Annotated in this window: 12 protein-coding genes; 5 read left to right on the top strand and 7 right to left on the bottom strand. The window is 63.8% G+C overall.

Annotated elements, in window-relative coordinates:
• Nucleotides 1-168 precede the first annotated feature (168 nt).
• Nucleotides 169-1,638 carry a pyruvate kinase gene (gene pyk / locus LAJ50_RS13775; RefSeq protein ID WP_130549746.1) on the top strand — a complete coding sequence of 490 codons (1,470 nt, stop codon included), beginning with the start codon at nucleotides 169-171 and terminating at the stop codon, nucleotides 1,636-1,638.
• 70 nt (nucleotides 1,639-1,708) lie between these two features.
• Nucleotides 1,709-2,713 (top strand): class I fructose-bisphosphate aldolase, encoded by a 1,005-nt coding sequence (locus tag LAJ50_RS13770; protein WP_138652508.1) that lies wholly within the window; start codon nucleotides 1,709-1,711, stop codon nucleotides 2,711-2,713.
• Nucleotides 2,714-2,960: 247 nt separating this feature from the next.
• Here the strand turns inward: LAJ50_RS13770 and LAJ50_RS13765 are convergent, their stop codons facing one another.
• From LAJ50_RS13765 to LAJ50_RS13735, 7 genes are all read right to left on the bottom strand, one after another.
• Nucleotides 2,961-3,824, bottom strand: coding sequence for an A24 family peptidase (locus LAJ50_RS13765; RefSeq protein WP_130549744.1), 864 nt, complete (start codon nucleotides 3,822-3,824; stop codon nucleotides 2,961-2,963).
• A 3-nt stretch (nucleotides 3,825-3,827) separates the two neighbouring features.
• Nucleotides 3,828-5,090 (bottom strand): type II secretion system F family protein, encoded by a 1,263-nt coding sequence (locus LAJ50_RS13760; RefSeq protein WP_138652510.1) that lies wholly within the window; start codon nucleotides 5,088-5,090, stop codon nucleotides 3,828-3,830.
• A gap of 199 nt (nucleotides 5,091-5,289) precedes the next feature.
• Nucleotides 5,290-7,014 carry a type IV-A pilus assembly ATPase PilB gene (gene pilB / locus LAJ50_RS13755; RefSeq protein ID WP_138652512.1) on the bottom strand — a complete coding sequence of 575 codons (1,725 nt, stop codon included), beginning with the start codon at nucleotides 7,012-7,014 and terminating at the stop codon, nucleotides 5,290-5,292.
• A 64-nt stretch (nucleotides 7,015-7,078) separates the two neighbouring features.
• Entirely contained in the window at nucleotides 7,079-8,791 is a 1,713-nt protein-coding gene (locus LAJ50_RS13750; RefSeq protein WP_138652514.1) for a hypothetical protein, read from the bottom strand.
• A gap of 108 nt (nucleotides 8,792-8,899) precedes the next feature.
• Complete coding sequence (locus LAJ50_RS13745; RefSeq protein ID WP_138652516.1) at nucleotides 8,900-9,304, bottom strand: pilin; 405 nt, start codon at nucleotides 9,302-9,304, stop codon at nucleotides 8,900-8,902.
• Nucleotides 9,305-9,646: 342 nt separating this feature from the next.
• Nucleotides 9,647-11,116: a sigma-54 dependent transcriptional regulator gene (locus LAJ50_RS13740; protein WP_130549735.1), complete on the bottom strand. Its 1,470-nt coding sequence runs from the start codon at nucleotides 11,114-11,116 to the stop codon at nucleotides 9,647-9,649.
• Nucleotides 11,117-11,206: 90 nt separating this feature from the next.
• Nucleotides 11,207-12,835 carry an ATP-binding protein gene (locus tag LAJ50_RS13735; RefSeq protein WP_130549734.1) on the bottom strand — a complete coding sequence of 543 codons (1,629 nt, stop codon included), beginning with the start codon at nucleotides 12,833-12,835 and terminating at the stop codon, nucleotides 11,207-11,209.
• 185 nt (nucleotides 12,836-13,020) lie between these two features.
• On the opposite strand from LAJ50_RS13735, the gene sucC reads away from it, so the two are divergent.
• From sucC to tsaB, 3 genes are all read left to right on the top strand, one after another.
• A complete protein-coding gene (gene sucC, locus LAJ50_RS13730; RefSeq protein WP_130549733.1) occupies nucleotides 13,021-14,190 on the top strand; it encodes an ADP-forming succinate--CoA ligase subunit beta in 1,170 nt (389 codons plus the stop codon).
• Nucleotides 14,191-14,213: 23 nt separating this feature from the next.
• Nucleotides 14,214-15,089 carry a succinate--CoA ligase subunit alpha gene (sucD, locus tag LAJ50_RS13725; protein WP_130549732.1) on the top strand — a complete coding sequence of 292 codons (876 nt, stop codon included), beginning with the start codon at nucleotides 14,214-14,216 and terminating at the stop codon, nucleotides 15,087-15,089.
• A gap of 412 nt (nucleotides 15,090-15,501) precedes the next feature.
• Nucleotides 15,502-16,221, top strand: coding sequence for a tRNA (adenosine(37)-N6)-threonylcarbamoyltransferase complex dimerization subunit type 1 TsaB (tsaB, locus tag LAJ50_RS13720; protein ID WP_138652518.1), 720 nt, complete (start codon nucleotides 15,502-15,504; stop codon nucleotides 16,219-16,221).
• Nucleotides 16,222-16,325 lie beyond the last annotated feature (104 nt).

Raw genomic sequence — 16,325 nt, 5'->3', positions numbered from 1 at the left:
TTCGGTCCCAAGCGTTCTTGGCGGTCCGATCCAAAGCCCTTTTTGCATCAAGGAGTTGGCGCAACGCCGGTGCAGCAGGGCGAGACGGCGTGGATGTTTGCTGCAGCGCAGAAGCGGACCACCACCAGTCCTGTGGTAGCGTTTACGGCGAAGACGGAGACCTATGACATGAGCCAATCCAACGCCCGCCGCACCAAGATCCTGGCCACGCTCGGCCCTGCCACCGATCCGCCCGGCGTGCTGGAGGATCTGCTGCGCGCCGGCGTGAACGTGGTGCGTCTCAACTTTTCCCATGGCGACCCGTCGGCCCAGCGCGACCGCGCCGAAGCCGTGCGCAGCGCCGCCAGCAAGCTGGGCCTGGAGGTGGGCATCCTGGCCGATCTGCCGGGTCCGAAGATCCGCATCGAGCGCTTCGCGCAGGGCAAGGTGCAGCTGAAGACCGGCGCGCGCTTCGACCTGGTCGCGCGCGAGGGCGTGCCGGCCGGCGACGAGACCCAGGTCGGCGTGAGCTACCTCGGCCTGCCAGGCGACGTGGCGCCCGGCGATGTGCTGCTGCTCGACGACGGCATGATGCAGCTGCGCGTCACCGCCGTGGAAGGCGAGCGCATCGTCACCCAGGTGCTCAACGACGGCGTGCTGTCCGACCGCAAGGGCCTGAACAAGCAGGGCGGCGGCCTGTCGCTGGGCGCGCTGAGCGACCGCGACCGCGAGCTGATCGCCATCGTCGCCGACATCGGCGTGGACTTCATCGCCGTCTCCTTCTGCCGCAACGCGGCCGACATGGAGGAAGCGCGGAGCCTGGCGCGCAAGCACGGCAGCGACGCCTTCCTGGTGTCCAAGATCGAGCGCACCGAGGCCATCGAGAACCTGAAGGAGATCGTCGGCGCCAGCGACGTGGTGATGGTCGCGCGCGGCGATCTGGGCGTGGAGATCGGCGACGCCGAGCTGCCGGGGCTGCAGAAGCAGATCATTCGCGAGTCGATCGAACAGAACAAGGTCGTCATCACCGCGACCCAGATGCTGCAGTCGATGGTGGAGAGCCCGCTGCCCACGCGCGCGGAGGTCATGGACGTGGCCAATGCGGTCATCGACGGCACCGACGCGGTGATGCTCTCGGCCGAGACCGCCGCCGGCACCTATCCGGTGCGCGCGGTGGAGGCGATGGCGCGCATCTGCGTGGGCGCCGAACGCTCGTTCTCGATGGATACCGATTTCGAGGCGGCCCAGCGCAACCTGCAGCGCGCCGACCACGCCATCGCGATGGCCACGATGTTCCTGTCCGAGCACATCAAGCTGGGCGGCGTGGTGGCCCTGAGTGAATCCGGCGGTACCGCGGGCTTCCTGTCGCGGTTCCGTTCCACCGTGCCGGTGTACGCCTTCTCGCGTCACGGCGGCGCGCGGCGGCGCATGGCGCTGATGCGCGGCGTCCATCCCATCGCCTTCGACAGCCGCGGCATGGTGCCGCGCGAGGCCGCCCGCGCGAGCATCCAGATGCTGGTCAAGGCCGGCGCCCTGGGGCCGGGCGACCGCGTGGTGTTCACCAGTGGCGAGCACATGGAGACCCACGGCGCCACCAATACCCTGCGCCTGCTGGAAGTGGGCGAGGACGGCCGCGCCAGCGGCCTGGGCGAGCTGTAAGCCGCCCCTGGGCGGCGAGGGGGCGCCGCTATACTGCGGCCCCCTCGCAGTGCGTTCCCCAGGAGCTCCAATGAGCATCGAATCGCTCGCCGAAACCGCGCAGGCGCTGGTCGCCCCCGGCAAGGGCATCCTCGCCATCGACGAATCCACGGCCACCATCGGCAAGCGTTTCGCCGCGGTCGGCATCGAGAACACCGAGGCGCGCCGCCGCCGCTATCGCGAGCTGCTGCTGACCACGCCCCGGCTGAGCGATCACATCGCCGGCGCGATCCTGTTCGAGGAGACCCTGCGCCAGAGCACCGAGGACGGCACCCCGTTCCCCAAGTACATGGCCAGCCACGGCCTCATCCCCGGCATCAAGGTCGACAAGGGCACCTCGCCCCTGGCCGGCTGCCCGGGTGAACTGGTGACCGAGGGCCTAGACGGCCTGCGCGACCGGCTCAAGGCCTACTACGCCCTGGGCGCGCGCTTCGCCAAGTGGCGCGCGGTGATCACCATCGGCGAGGACATCCCCTCCGGCACCTGCATCGAGGTCAACGCCCACGCCCTGGCCCGCTACGCGGCGCTGTGCCAGGAGCAGGGCCTGGTCGCCATCGTCGAGCCGGAAGTGCTGATGGACGGCGACCACGACATTCAGGTCTGCTACGAGGTCACCGAGGCGATGCTGCGCTCGCTGTTCGGTGCGCTGCACGATCAGGGCGTGCTGCTGGAGGGCACGCTGCTCAAGGCCTCGATGGTCGTGCCGGGACAGGACTGCGAGGAGCGGGCCGACGTCGAGGAAGTCGCCGACTCGACCGTGATGTGCCTGAAGAGCACCGTGCCGGCGATCCTGCCCGGCATCGTCTTCCTCTCCGGCGGCCAGTCCGACGAGGACGCCACCGCGCATCTGGACGCGATGAACCGCCTTGGCAACCTGCCGTGGCCCTTGAGCTTCTCCTACGGCCGCGCCATGCAACAGGCCGCGCTGGCCCACTGGGCCCAGGATCCAACCGGCAACTTCTCCGCCGCCCAGGCCATCGTGCTGGAGCGCGCGAAGGAGAATGGGCTGGCGGCGCTAGGGAAGTGGAAGGGGTAGGGCATGGCGGTGACTTGCGGCGACAATCGCCATTCCTGGGTTAGCCGGTAACTGCGCTCTCGCTGCCGCGTCCTGCAAAAACTGGTGGTCAGAGGCGGGCCGCGCTCTGCTCCCTTCAGGGCATCATCGCCGTGCAGGTGGGGATCCAATGGCTCCCCTGACATCGTCACTGGCACATCAGCCTTCGCCAAACAAAAACGCCGGCGTCAAGCCGGCGTTTTCGTATCGAAGACGTGGACAAGTCGCGCTATCGCATCCCCGACAACCGCAGATACCCGTCGATGATCTGGTCGCCCCAAAAGAACACCACCCACCCGGCCACGGCCAGGTAAGGTCCGAACGGGATCTGGGTCGAACGATCGCGGCCCTTGGTCGCCAGCCAAGCCGCACCCACCACCGCGCCAATCAGCGACGAGAACAGGATCACCGGCAGGATCCCGCGCAACCCGACCCAGGCCCCGATCGCCGCCAGCAGCTTGAAGTCGCCGTGGCCCATGCCCTCCTTGCCGGTGAGCTGCTTGAACAGCCACCAGACCGACCACAGCGACACGTAGCCCGCCATCGCGCCCAACAGCGCGGGCTTGGGCTGGATGTAGAGATGTTCCAGGCTGGCGACCAGCCCCAGCCACATCAGCGGCAAGGTCAACGTATCGGGCAGCAGCCGTGTGCGCAGGTCGATCCCCGACAGCGCGACCAGGAAGCAGCTCAACACCGCCGCCCCGAATCCCTGCCAGCCGAAGCCGAAGCGCCATACGCAGGTGACCGCCAGCAGCCCGACCAGCAGCTCGACCGCCGGATACTGCACGGAAATCGGCGCGTGGCAGTAACGACACTTGCCCCTCAGCGCCAGCCAGCTGAACAGCGGAATGTTCTCGAACCACGCCAGCTTGTGCTTGCAGTGCGGGCAATGCGAAGGCTCGACCACGATCCCCGGCGGCGGTGGATCGTACAGGTCAGGCTGCTCCAGGATCTCGGTGGCATCGCGCCGCCACTGCCACTCCAGCCGCCGCGGCAGCCGCAGGATCACCACATTGAGGAAGCTGCCGACCATCAGGCCAAGCGCGCCCACCACCGGATACCCCAGCTCGGGGTGTTGATCAAGAAACGCCATGGATCAGCCGACCACCGCGCCGAGCTTGAAGATGGGCAGGTACATGCCGATGACCATGCCGCCGACAAGGATACCCAACACCACCATGATCATCGGCTCAATCAGGCTGCTGAGCGCATCCACGGCGTTGTTGACTTCTTGCTCGTAGTACTCGGCAACCTTGTACAGCATGGTGTCGAGCGCTCCCGCCTCCTCGCCAATGGCGGTCATCTGGATGACCATGTGAGGAAAGAGATTGACTTGCTTCATGGCCATATTGACCGGGTAGCCCACGGAAACATCGTCCTTGATCCGATGAACCGCGTGCTCGTACACCGTGTTTCCTGTTGCGCCAGCGATCGTGTCGAGCGCTTCCACCAGAGGAACGCCAGCACGGAAAGTGACCGCTAGCGTCCGCGAAAAACGTGCGATCGCGCTGTTATGCATGATGGCGCCGATAACGGGTAGTTTCAGCACCACTCGATCCATGAAGTGTTGGAACTTGGGTGAACGCTTGAAGGCCATCACTGCCGCGATGCCGCCGCCGACGATTACGATCATCGCCAGCCACCAATAGTCCACGGCGATGTGCGAGGCGGCGATGATCATCTTTGTGAAGGCGGGCAGTTCTGCGCCGAAATCGGCGAAGACCTTTTCAAAGGTGGGCACAACGAAGATCAAAAGAATTGCGCTCACCAGAACCGCGACCGCGATGGTCATCGCGGGATAAAACAACGCCTTCTTGATCTTGCCCTTTAACGCCTCGATGTTCTCCTTGTAGCTCGCCACCGTGTCCAGCACGGTTTCCAGAACGCCCGCGCCCTCGCCGGCGCGCACCAGATTGCGATACAGCTCGTCGAACTGTACAGGAAACTTGCTGATCGCCTCGGAAAGAGACGAGCCGCCTTCGATATCGGCGCGCAGCGAATCCAACATCTTCTTCATGCGCGGATTCTTGTGTCCGCCGCCAATAATCTCCAACGACGTCACAATTGGCACGCCGGATTTCATCATCGTAGCCATCTGGCGGCTGAAAAAAGCGATGTCGGACGGCTTGATTGGCTTGCCGGCCCCCCCGAAGAGCGGCTTGGGCTTTGGCTTGAGCGTAGTGGGAGAGATGCCCTTACTTCTCAGCTCCGCACGGAGCAGATTGGCATTGCGAGCCTCCTGCTCGCCCTTCATCTTCACGCCGCGCTTGTCGGTGCCTTCCCAGACGAAGACAGCCAGCTGCTTGGTATCGCGCGCGACCGGGACGGATTTCTTGGCGGCTGAACGGCTTACGGCCATCTTGGTTCCCCAGTTGCCGGCATCCCCATGCCGGGTAGCTCGACTCGCATGTTAGCGGGTTCCGCTGGCAAAACAACGTGCAAGTGTCAGATTCCCTTGGAAAAGCACTCGGGTAGGGGCGCACCGGAGGGTGGATGCGAGGGCTTTGCCTGAAAAGCCTCATCGCGCTCTCTTGCGGTGCGCCCCTGTAGGAGGAGTATCAATCCTTGGTGACGCGATTGATCTCGGCCAGGCTGGTCAATCCCTGCTTGGCCTTCCAGAGCGCCGACTGGCGCAGGTCGCGGATGCCGGAACGCTGGGCGGCCTCGGCGATCTGGATTGCGCCGCCGCCCTCCAGCACGATCGCGGCAATCTCGTCCGTCATCGGCATGACTTGGTAGACACCTACGCGCCCCTTGTAGCCTTCCGTGCACTCGTCGCAGCCAACCGCCTGGTAAAGGGTCAGGCCCGCGTCAAGATCGGCTTGGGTAAAGCCTTCCGACAGCAGGGCATGTGGCGGGATGTCGTGAGGGCGCTTGCAGCGTGGGCAAAGGCGGCGTGCCAGGCGCTGGGCTATTACCAGCGTCACCGACGAGGTGATGTTGTACGGGGCGATGCCCATGTTCATCAAACGGGCGATGGTCTGCGGCGCGTCGTTGGTATGCAGGGTAGAAAGCACCATGTGACCGGTCTGGGCGGCCTTGACCGCGATCTCGGCCGTCTCCAAGTCGCGGATTTCGCCGACCATGATGATATCCGGATCCTGACGCAGGAACGAGCGCAGCGCCGCGGCAAATGTCATTCCGCGCTTGTTGTTCTGTTGCACTTGGTTGACGCCGGGCAGGCGGATTTCGACCGGGTCCTCCGCCGTGGAGATGTTGCGGGTGTCGTCGTTGAGGATCCCCAGGGCCGTATACAGCGATACGGTCTTGCCCGAACCGGTCGGACCGGTGACCAGCACCATGCCGTACGGCTTGTGGATCGCGTCGAGGAACAGCTTTTGTTGGTCCGGCTCATAGCCCAGCTTGTCGATGCCCAGTTTGGCTGCGCTGCCATCCAGGATACGCAGCACGACCTTTTCGCCGAACAGCGTCGGCAAGGTGCTGACGCGGAAGTCGATCTGACGTGTTTTGGACAGATTGAGTTTGATGCGGCCGTCCTGCGGTACGCGCTTTTCAGCGATATCCAACTGCGACATGACCTTCAGGCGCGCGGCGATGCGCTGGTTAAGCTTCTGTGGCGCGCGCGCGACGGTCTTGAGGATGCCGTCGATGCGCAGACGGACGCGATAGTCCGTCTCGTAAGGCTCGAAATGAATATCCGAGGCGCCGCGGCGAATCGCGTCGACCAACATCTTGTTCACGAACTTCACGACCGGCGTGTCCTCGCCTTTGGCGTCGATCCCGGTGTCGCTGCTCTCTTCATCCCCGCCCGCAGTGTCTAGGCTGCCAAAATCCTCTTCGTCGCCACCCATGCCAGCGAGTGAGTCGGAAGCATTAGTCCACGTCTCTAAAGTGCGGCGGAGTTGGTCCTCGGCTACCAAGATAGGCTCCACGACCAAATTAGTGTGGAACTTGATTTCGTCCAGCCCCTCCATGCGTGTAGGGTCCGAAACGCCTACATAAAGCTTGTTGCCGCGTTTGAACATCGGAAGAACCTGGTGCTTTTGCAACAGTTCTTCACTTACCAGTTTCAAGGCGTTCTGGCTGGGGTCAAATGACGACGCGTCGATTAGGGGAATGCCGAACTCGATGGCGTTGGCCGCTGCTAATTGCGATGGAGTGACAAGCTTCTTCTCGTGGATCCATTGTGACAAGGGGATCTTCGCTTGGAATGCATCGGTCATGACCGAGCGTGCGGTTGCTTCATCCATCGCGCCATCCATCACTAGACGCCGTGCGATGCCCGTTACACCGACAAGATTGGGAGCTGGAGCAAGAGTCATCTTCGTCTCTCCGGAGATTTTGAATACTTTCAGCAATAAGCAACTTGAATGATGACAGATACTTTTAAGACTGGTGACTAGCCCGCTGGGAACGATTTTTCTTGACCAGAATCATGAAAATTGGCCCGTCATACGCTTTCGCAAAATAGATTGCAAAATAGTTCAAGAACTCCGGATAAACTGATTCGTCCCTCATGGCAACCTTCTCAATCAAAATTACAGGATCTCTTTCATTAAGAATGTCCTGAAAGGCGATTTCAGCAGGAACATGTCGATAAAGAGGGAGTCTTATATCAGGGTATTTGGGGCGATAATTAGAGGGGTAGGAGAATTCATAGTGATATCCCCATGGCAATACGGTGACCGTGGAATCAGGGCGTTTGATTTTTTCCAGAGCATCATAAGCTTCTTTGGAAATAATGTTATTGTCAGCGATAGTCCGAAGATCGCAGCGTGGTAGCCAGCATTTTGATAGTGTTCTCGGCATACTGCCAAGGTAGCTCACGTTTCCGGCTGGCTCAAACTGTGGTGTTAGAAAAACAAATGAGCCGGCACTAGTTGCAATCAATGCGCTAATTGCAGCGTTCCGCGCCCTATGATTCTTGATCTGGGTGGCCAACGCTAGGATTGATAAGAATTGGAGGCAAAGAACGTAGGACAAGTAGAGGCTTGAGACCAATGCGACTAGCACCAGTGTGTGGAAGGCAGCCATTATGCTTACTGGCGAGAGTGCCCAAGCTTGGATGCGGGGATTTTTGTGCAATCTCCAGATTGATGCCGCTAGCAGGAGAGGAAAAAGTAGGCCTACTGCTGAGACGGCTGCGCCAAGTATGGCTTGTGCGTTAGGGGGATGGCTGACGATAAACAAGATGTTACCGGCGAAATCGGCAGTGGTGAAGGTCAACATTGACGAATAGTCGGTGGGCATTGTGCTCAGATCAATCCATGTCGCTTTCCAGTTGTTGTGCGCCGTGGTGGAGATCAGCCAAGGTGAGATCGCAGCGATGAACCCAACACCAATCCACGTTAGATTGGCGAGGGTTTGGTGTGAATCAGTACGTTTGACATTACTTAAGGAATAAACCATGTATGAAACTGGAGCTACAAACCACGGCGCGAGATCGACGACAGTGCTGGCTTTAAGCATGTAAGCCAAAAGTGAAGTCAGCGCGAGAAGAAGCCCAAGAGTAAGCACGACATTGCTTGCTCGACTTGATTTAAATGTAGCCTCGCTACGCGTCGTTAATATTGTTTGATGGCACAGCACGCCCATTCCCAGAAAAATAGCGGTAGGATGCCTAATGCCGAAGACCAGCCCTAGCAGCAAGCCCAATGCAAGTAATTTACTTCGCGAAGGATTGCCGGGCTTAGACGAAGAAAGTAATGCAGTGATGACCAGTACGAGAGCAACACAGCTCCAGCTTGTACTTGGGTTTTTGAATAAAAGAACCCCAAATCCCAACGCGATTGTGATGGCTGCCAACTGAACTATAAATGGCTTTTGTCTGAATATAAGAGCCGCAGCGAGGCAAGAGATGAACTGGCTGATAATTAACGGATATCTCAGCGTCAGATAATTTTCGCCATACAGACGAAAAAAAAGGGCATGAATATAGTGCTGATAGCCAACGTACTGCGAAAAGAAATCCCTGTGAATGAGTTTTCCATCCAAGATGGACTCGGCCGCGTATGCATAAAAGCCGTCATCCAACGTGGAAATTCCGATATCGATTCTCGGAATGCAGGCAAGGGCAGCAAGGGCCGCTAGAAGCGACAAAACAAGATTCCTGCTACTGAATATTCTTCGCATCGGTTGTCCAAAAAAGAAAGAGCGGAGGAACCCTCCGCTCTTTTGTAGAAGCATTATGAACTTGCTTAGTTCATATCAGCCTTGGCAGGTGCCCGGGCGATACTTGGAAGAAACAGAGCCATCACAGACCCAGGTGACTTGAGAATTTGCCGTGTTAAGAGTCGGGGTGAGCGTGATGTTGCCGGTCGCGCCCGGCACAGTACTGGTGGCAACGATCTTGCCGCCACTCCATGCAAGTCCGGAGACATACTTGGACGACTGAACTTCCGGCGCCCAAGTGGTCGGGGGCAGAGTGTTGTTTCCAGCGGCGTACTCGGCAACTGCAGTACGAGCAGAGGAAGCCGCGAGAATGACTTCGGAGACCTTGGCCTTCTTGGTGTAATCGGAGTACGCCGGCAGCGCGATGGCGGCCAGGATGGCGATGATGGCGACCACGATCATCAGTTCGATGAGGGTGAAGCCCTGCATGTTCTTCTTCATGAGCAATTCCTTCGAAGGGTGGTGGAACTGGTTAGGGACACTGTCTCCCCGTGTCCCTGGTATGTCGCGGACCGTGGGCGCCGTGGATTCCCACGTGCCGGGGGACTGCAGCAGGAAGCGTGCCAACCTCGCCGCCGCCTTATGCCAGCAAAACGAGCGAGTTACACGGGATTCGGCTTAGCTCACCGGGAAGTCTCGATCCGGTTGTGCCTTGTTGCGTCGGAAAGTGACGCGCTGCGTCACTTTGCCGGGCGGGTGAGAAAGGATTTCGAGTAAAACTTGGGTGAAGTCTCAGTCCAAGTCGCACACTGAGTCTCACTTCCATGCCGGCAGGCGTGCGACTCATTCGATGCCGAGCTTCTTGAGCTTGTAGCGCAGCGCGCGGAAAGTGATGCCGAGCTGCGCCGCCGCCTTGGTCTTGTTCCAGCGGTTGTCCTCCAGCGCCTTGTGGATGGCGGCGCGCTCCATCTGCTCGATGTAGGAGGGCAGCGGGCCTTCGGCATCGCTGGGTGAGTGCGAGGCCGGTGCGCCCGGCTGCGGCGGCAGGCCCTGGCCGAACTGGGGCGCGGGCGCTGGGCGGAACGGGTCGTGGTCCTGGGGCGGGGCAGCGGATGGCGCGGGAGGCTGCGCTGCCGCGGCCGGCCGGCGCTCGCCCTGGGGCAGGCGCAGGTCGCTGGCGTCGATGGCGTCCTCATCGGCCATGGCCATGGCGCGCTCGAGGATGTTCTCCAGCTCGCGGACATTGCCGGGGAAGGCGTAATGCGACAGCGCATCGGCCGCGGCGGCGGTCAGGCGCGGGGCCGGGCGCCCCTGGCTTCCCGCCAGCCGGTTGAGGATGGCACCGGTGAGTTGCGGCAGGTCGCCGGTACGCTCGCGCAGCGGGGGCACGCGCAGTTCGATGACGTTGATGCGGTAGTAGAGGTCATGACGGAAGCGGCCGTCGTGGGCCAGTTCGCCCAGGTCCTTGTGCGTGGCGGACAGGATGCGCACGTCGACCTGGATCTCGCCCGATGCGCCGACCGGGCGCACGGCCTTCTCCTGGATGGCGCGCAACAGCTTGACCTGCATGGGCAGCGGCAACTCGGCCACCTCGTCCAGGAACAGCGTGCCACCGCTGGCCGCCTGGAACAGGCCCTGCTTGTCGGCGTGCGCCCCGGTGAAGCTGCCTTTCTTGTGGCCGAAGAACTCGCTTTCCATCAGTTCGGCTGGAATCGCGCCGCAGTTGACCGGCACGAACGGTCCGGACGCGCGCGCGCCCTGCTCGTGGATGGTGCGGGCCACCAGTTCCTTGCCCACGCCCGACTCGCCGAGGATGTAGACCGGCGCCTGGCTGCGCGCGACCTTGGCGATGGTATCGCGCAGCTCGGCCATGGCCGGCGATTGCCCGAGCAGGCGCATGGCGTGCTGGGCCGGCGCGGGAGCGGGCGCGGGGCGCTCGGCATTGTTGAGTTCCAGCGCGTGCTTGACCAGGCCGCGCAGGACGTTGATGTCCACGGGCTTGCTGACGAAGTCGAAGGCACCCGCCTTGAGCGCCTCCACCGCCAGTTCGACGTTGCCGAACGCGGTGATCATCGCCACCGGCGTCTTGGGGAACTGCCGCGAGATCTCGCCGACCAGCTCGATGCCGTTGCCATCGGGCAGGCGCATGTCGGTGAAGCACAGGTCGTAGGCGTTGCGGGCCAGCAGCTCGCGCGCTTCGCCCAGGTTGGCGGCGGTGTCGATGCGAATGCCCATGCGGCCCAGGGTCAGGGTCAGCAGTTCGCGGATGTCGCGTTCGTCGTCGACGATCAATGCGCTTCGGGGGTCGCTCATCGTGGTCTCGCGTGGTTCGCTGCCAGTCTACCGGCTGAACGGGCCGCTGGGCGAGACGCCCGCGGCGGGAGGTCGCAGTGACCTCACCTTCTAGCTCGCCAGCAACGCGTTGGGGCCGGGCATGGCGATGCGGAAACAGCTGCCGCCTCCGGGTACCGAAACATAGTCCAGCGTCGCCTGGTTGGCCCGGCACAGCTCCTGGGCGATGTACAGGCCCAGCCCGGTGCCATGCTCGGAGGTGGTGAAGAACGGGCGGAACAGCTGCGCCGCCACCGAAGGCGGGATGCCCGGACCGCGATCGAGCACGTCGATCATGGCGCGCTTGTCGAGCTGGAACACGCGCAGGCGCACGCGCGCCGGCTCGCCCGGCAGGCGCCCGTAGTTGAAGGCGTTGTGGACCAGCACCGTGCAGACCTGGTGCAGGTGGCGCGGGTCGACCAAGGCGGTCACGTGATGCCTGCCGGTGACCGCCTCCAGGCTGTCGGTCTCGATCGCCATCGACTGCTGGTACTCGTCGACGAACTGGCGGGCGAAGAGGTTGAGGTCGGTATGTTCGGGGATGGCGCGCTCGCGCCGGGCCAGGCCCAGCACGCTCTCGACGATGCCGTTGGTGCGCTGGCACTGCTGGTGGATGATGCCCAGCAGGTGGCGATCGCTGGCGTTGAACTCGTGCGACTCCTCCAGCAGCTGCACCGCATAGTTGATTGCCGCCAGCGGATTGCGGATCTCGTGGGCGAGGCTGGCCGAGAAGCGGCCCAGCGCCGCCAGGGTCAGCGATTCGGCCCGGCGTGAGACCACGGTGGCGTCGTCCAGGAACACCAGCGAGAGGTCGCTGCCGGCCAGCAGGCGGGCGAAGCGGGGCTGGATGTCGGGCTGATCGGGCGACAGCGCCAGCGGCGTCTCCTCCTGCTGCCAGCCGTTGCGCCAGCGCTGCATGCGCCGGGCCAGTTCCGGGGACACGTTCTGCAGCAGATTGCCTTCGCTGGCCTCGGGCACCTCGGCCACCGCGCCGAGCAGCGCGGTGGCCGCCTCGTTGGACAGGCGGATGCGCCCGCCGCCGTCGACCACCAGCACGCCGGTGCGCATGCGGCGGATGATCAGTTCATTGACCTCCACCAGGTTGGCGACCTCGGCCCCGCGCTCGTCGGCCAGCTGCTGGCTGCGGCGCGCGCGCAGGCCGACCTGGACCGACAGCAGGCCCACGGCGAGGTAGCTGACGCAGAACATCACCACTTCGGCGACCGGTCGCGGCGGCGCATTCAATGCGAAGGCCGCCACCAAGTACTGGCCGAAGTGCGCCGCCGTCGCCGCCACCGCCACGCCGATGCCCCAGCGCAGGGGCAGCAGGGCGCAGGCGGCGGCGACATTGAACAGCAGCAGCATCGCCACGCCCTGCGTGGACTGGGGCAGGGCGGAGGTCACCACGCAGGCCACGGTGATGTCGACGCCGACGCCGAGCGTGACGATCGGCAGCAGGTGCTTCTCGTTGCGCCCGAAGATCAGCATCGCCACCGAGAACGCCAGGTAGAACACCGTGACGCAGGTGACCAGCAGGGGCGACTGGATGTCGTCCCCGCTCAGGATGTCCGAGAGCGGGCTGAACAGGAGGCCGGCCAGGATGCCGGCCTCGAGCACCCGGTAAAGCGCCAGGGAATAGAGTTCGCGCCGCGGGACCGAGGCCAGGGGAAGGGTCGGCGTCTTGGCGGGCCCGATACTCAAGTTGGAGGAATCCTTCCACTGGATGGAACGAACCCGAGTATAGGAGCCCGGCGCCAAAACCGCCGCTTTTGCGTCGCAACAGGGCCATGGGCGACAATGTGCGGCCCATCGGCGCCCCGGCTGCCCCCTCTCGCGGGGCGCGCCGACGCGCGCGATGCGTACTGACCTTATCAATACGGTGACGCATGAATTTCCACGAATACCAGGCAAAACAACTGCTTGCCGAATACGGCATCCCGGTCCCGGCCGGCAAGGTCGCCGCGACCCCGGACGAAGCGGTTGAAGTGGCCAAGTCGCTGGGGCAGGGCCCTTGGATGGTCAAGGCCCAGATCCACGCCGGTGGCCGCGGCAAGGCGGGTGGCGTCAAGTTCTGCAAGACGACCGACGACGTGAAGGCGGCCGCGGCCAAGATGCTCGGCACCAAGATGGCGACCTACCAGACCGCCGGCGTCGAGCTGCCGATCGGCCTGGTGCTGGTGACCACCGCCGGCGAGATCGTCAAGGAGCTGTACCTGTCGGTCCTGGTCGACCGTGGCACCAAGACCATCACCTACATCGCCTCCTCCGAAGGCGGCATGGAAATCGAGCAGGTCGCGGCGGAGACGCCGGACAAGATCCATACGCTCAACGTCGACTTCGTCGAAGGCGTGCAGGGCTACCACGGCCGCGACATCGGCTTCAAGCTGGGCCTGAGCGCCAAGCAGGCCGGCCAGCTGGCCAGCATCATGGTCAACCTGTACCGCATCTTCAACGACAAGGACCTGGCGCTGGTCGAGATCAACCCGCTGGCGATCCTGGACGATGGCAACCTGTACGCGCTGGACGGCAAGTTCAATAGCGACGACAACGCCAACTTCCGCCACAAGGATCTGGTCGCCATGCGCGACAAGACCCAGGAAGACCCGACCGAGGTGATCGCCTCGGAGCTGGACATCAACTACGTGACCATGGACGGCAACATCGGCTGCATGGTCAACGGCGCCGGCCTGGCCATGGCCACCATGGACGTGATCAAGCTCAACGGCGGCGAGCCGGCCAACTTCCTCGACGTGGGCGGCGGTGCCAACAAGCAGCGCGTGATCGAGGCCTTCAAGCTGATCCTGTCCTCGGACAAGGTGCAGGGCATCTTCGTCAACATCTTCGGCGGCATCGTGCGCTGCGACATGATCGCCGAAGGCATCATCGCCGCGGTCAAGGAAGTGGGCGTCAAGGTGCCCGTGGTCGTGCGCCTGGAAGGCACCAACGTGGAGGAAGGCAAGCAGCTGCTGCGCGACAGCGGCATGGCCATCATCCCGGCCGACAACATCAACGACGGCGCCAAGAAGGTCGTTGAAGCCGTCAAGAACGCCGCCTGATCCACGACACCGAAGGAAATCCAATGTCTGTCCTCATCAACAAGAACACCAAGGTGATCGTGCAGGGCTTCACCGGCCAGCAGGGCACCTTCCACGCCACCCAGATGCTCGATTACGGCACCCAGGTGGTCGGCGGCGTGACCCCCGGCAAGGGCGGCACCACCCACCTCGAGCTGCCGGTGTTCAACACCGTGGCCGACGCGGTGCAGGCCACCGGCGCCGACGCCTCGGTGATCTACGTGCCGCCGCCGTTCGCGGCCGACGCGATCCTGGAAGCGGCCGCGGCCGGCATCAAGGTCATCGTGTGCATCACCGAAGGCATCCCGGTGCTGGACATGCTGCGCGTCAAGAACGTGCTCAACCGCGCGCACCCGGACACCGTGCTGATCGGGCCGAACTGCCCGGGCGTCATCACGCCGGGCGAGTGCAAGATCGGCATCATGCCGGGCCACATCCACAAGCCGGGCAAGATCGGCATCGTCTCGCGTTCGGGCACGCTGACCTATGAAGCGGTCAAGCAGACCACCGAGGTCGGCCTCGGCCAGAGCACCTGCATCGGCATCGGCGGCGATCCGATCAACGGCCTGAACTTCGTCGACTGCCTCAAGCTGTTCAACGAGGACCCGCAGACCGAGGGCATCATCATGGTCGGCGAGATCGGCGGCGACGCCGAGGAGGCCGGTGCCGAGTACATCGCCAAGCACGTCAAGAAGCCGGTCGTGGGCTTCATCGCCGGCGCCTCGGCCCCGGCCGGCAAGCGCATGGGCCACGCCGGCGCGATCGCCTCCGGCGGCAAGGGCACGGCCGAAGGCAAGTTCGCGGCGATGGAAGCCGCGGGCGTCAAGACCGTCCGCTCGCCGGGCGACCTGGGTGCCGCGATTGCCGCGCTGGTGAAGTAAGCCGCGCCGCCAACGGTGCGCTGTACACGACGGGTCGCCTTCGGGCGGCCCGTTTTGTTTTTGGCGCCTTCGTGCGGCGAAAGGCGGCTCGAAGTGACGGATCTATTGCTGAATCAGGCGCTTAGCTTCGTCCTTCACTGCAGAAGACGAGGAGCCGCCGACAAGCCTTCTATCGTCGTTCCCGCAAAAGCGGGAACCCGGTGCCTCTGGCTCCTGCGCGCGAAAGTCGCTGGGTTCCTGCTTTGGCGGGAGCGGCGGTAATGCGCACTTCTCCCAGCAAGCGCGGGCTGTGCCCGCGCACGTGCAGGACAGCGAAGGGAGCGGCCGTGGGCGCAGTCAACCCTGGCGCGTTTGGCCGAGCCGGTTCGAGGGCGCAGAATGGCGCACTGCCTCTTCGCTTCCGATCCGCCGCATGCGCCTGCTCGCCCTTGAAACCTCCACCGAAGCCTGTTCGGTCGCCCTGTCCATCGACGGGCAGGTGATCGAGCGCTTCGAGGTCGCGCCGCGTCGCCATGCCGAGCTCGCCTTGCCGTGGGCGCAGGCGCTGCTGGACCAGGCGGGGGTGGCCAAGTCGCAGCTCGACGCGATCGCCGTCGGGCGCGGGCCCGGCGCGTTCACCGGCGTGCGCCTGGCGATCGCGCTGGGCCAGGGGCTGGCGCTGGCGCTGGACCGGCCCCTGTTGCCGGTCTCGACGCTGCAGGCCCTGGCGCTGCGCGCCCCCGTCGACGCCACGCGTGTAGTGGCGGCGATCGACGCGCGCATGGGCGAGGTCTACGCCGCCTGCTATCGCCGCCAGGGCGAGATGTTGGAGGCGCTGGGCGCCGAGACCGTGGGCGCGCCCGAGGGGGTGGCCCTGGCCGATGGTGAGGGCGGTTGGCAGGCCGTCGGCACCGGGTTCGCGGCGGTCGACGGCGCGCTTGCCGCGCGCCTGCAGGGCCAGCTCATCGCCGTGGACGCCGGCGCGCTGCCGCATGCCGCCGACGTGGCCACCCTGGCGCTGCAGGCCTGGGCGCGCGGCGAGCGCCCGTCTCCCGAATCGGTCGAACCGGCGTATCTGCGCAACAACGTGGCGCTCACGCTGGAGGAACAGCAGGCGCTGCGCGCGGCGAAGGCGGCTGGCGCCGCGAAATGAGCGGGTGCCCACGCCGCGAGTGAGGCGTTACGGCAACGGTGAGGCCTGATTGCCGCGATGACGACGCTTGGAGCGGCCATTGCGGTGGACGGCTTGCAAGCCGA

This window comes from Pseudoxanthomonas sp. X-1, assembly GCF_020042665.1.
GTDB lineage: Bacteria > Pseudomonadota > Gammaproteobacteria > Xanthomonadales > Xanthomonadaceae > Pseudoxanthomonas_A > Pseudoxanthomonas_A spadix_A.
This window is presented reverse-complemented; position numbering and strand designations above follow the sequence as displayed.

What these genes read in the sequence shown, in the direction of transcription:
- pyk (WP_130549746.1), top strand. Translation starts at nt 169, where the DNA reads ATGAGCCAATCCAACGCCCGCCGCACCAAGATCCTGGCCACGCTCGGC.
- pilB (WP_138652512.1), bottom strand. Translation starts at nt 7,014, where the DNA reads ATGACTCTTGCTCCAGCTCCCAATCTTGTCGGTGTAACGGGCATCGCA.
- sucC (WP_130549733.1), top strand. Translation starts at nt 13,021, where the DNA reads ATGAATTTCCACGAATACCAGGCAAAACAACTGCTTGCCGAATACGGC.
- LAJ50_RS13745 (WP_138652516.1), bottom strand. Translation starts at nt 9,304, where the DNA reads ATGAAGAAGAACATGCAGGGCTTCACCCTCATCGAACTGATGATCGTG.
- LAJ50_RS13770 (WP_138652508.1), top strand. Translation starts at nt 1,709, where the DNA reads ATGAGCATCGAATCGCTCGCCGAAACCGCGCAGGCGCTGGTCGCCCCC.
- tsaB (WP_138652518.1), top strand. Translation starts at nt 15,502, where the DNA reads ATGCGCCTGCTCGCCCTTGAAACCTCCACCGAAGCCTGTTCGGTCGCC.
- LAJ50_RS13765 (WP_130549744.1), bottom strand. Translation starts at nt 3,824, where the DNA reads ATGGCGTTTCTTGATCAACACCCCGAGCTGGGGTATCCGGTGGTGGGC.
- sucD (WP_130549732.1), top strand. Translation starts at nt 14,214, where the DNA reads ATGTCTGTCCTCATCAACAAGAACACCAAGGTGATCGTGCAGGGCTTC.
- LAJ50_RS13740 (WP_130549735.1), bottom strand. Translation starts at nt 11,116, where the DNA reads ATGAGCGACCCCCGAAGCGCATTGATCGTCGACGACGAACGCGACATC.
- LAJ50_RS13760 (WP_138652510.1), bottom strand. Translation starts at nt 5,090, where the DNA reads ATGGCCGTAAGCCGTTCAGCCGCCAAGAAATCCGTCCCGGTCGCGCGC.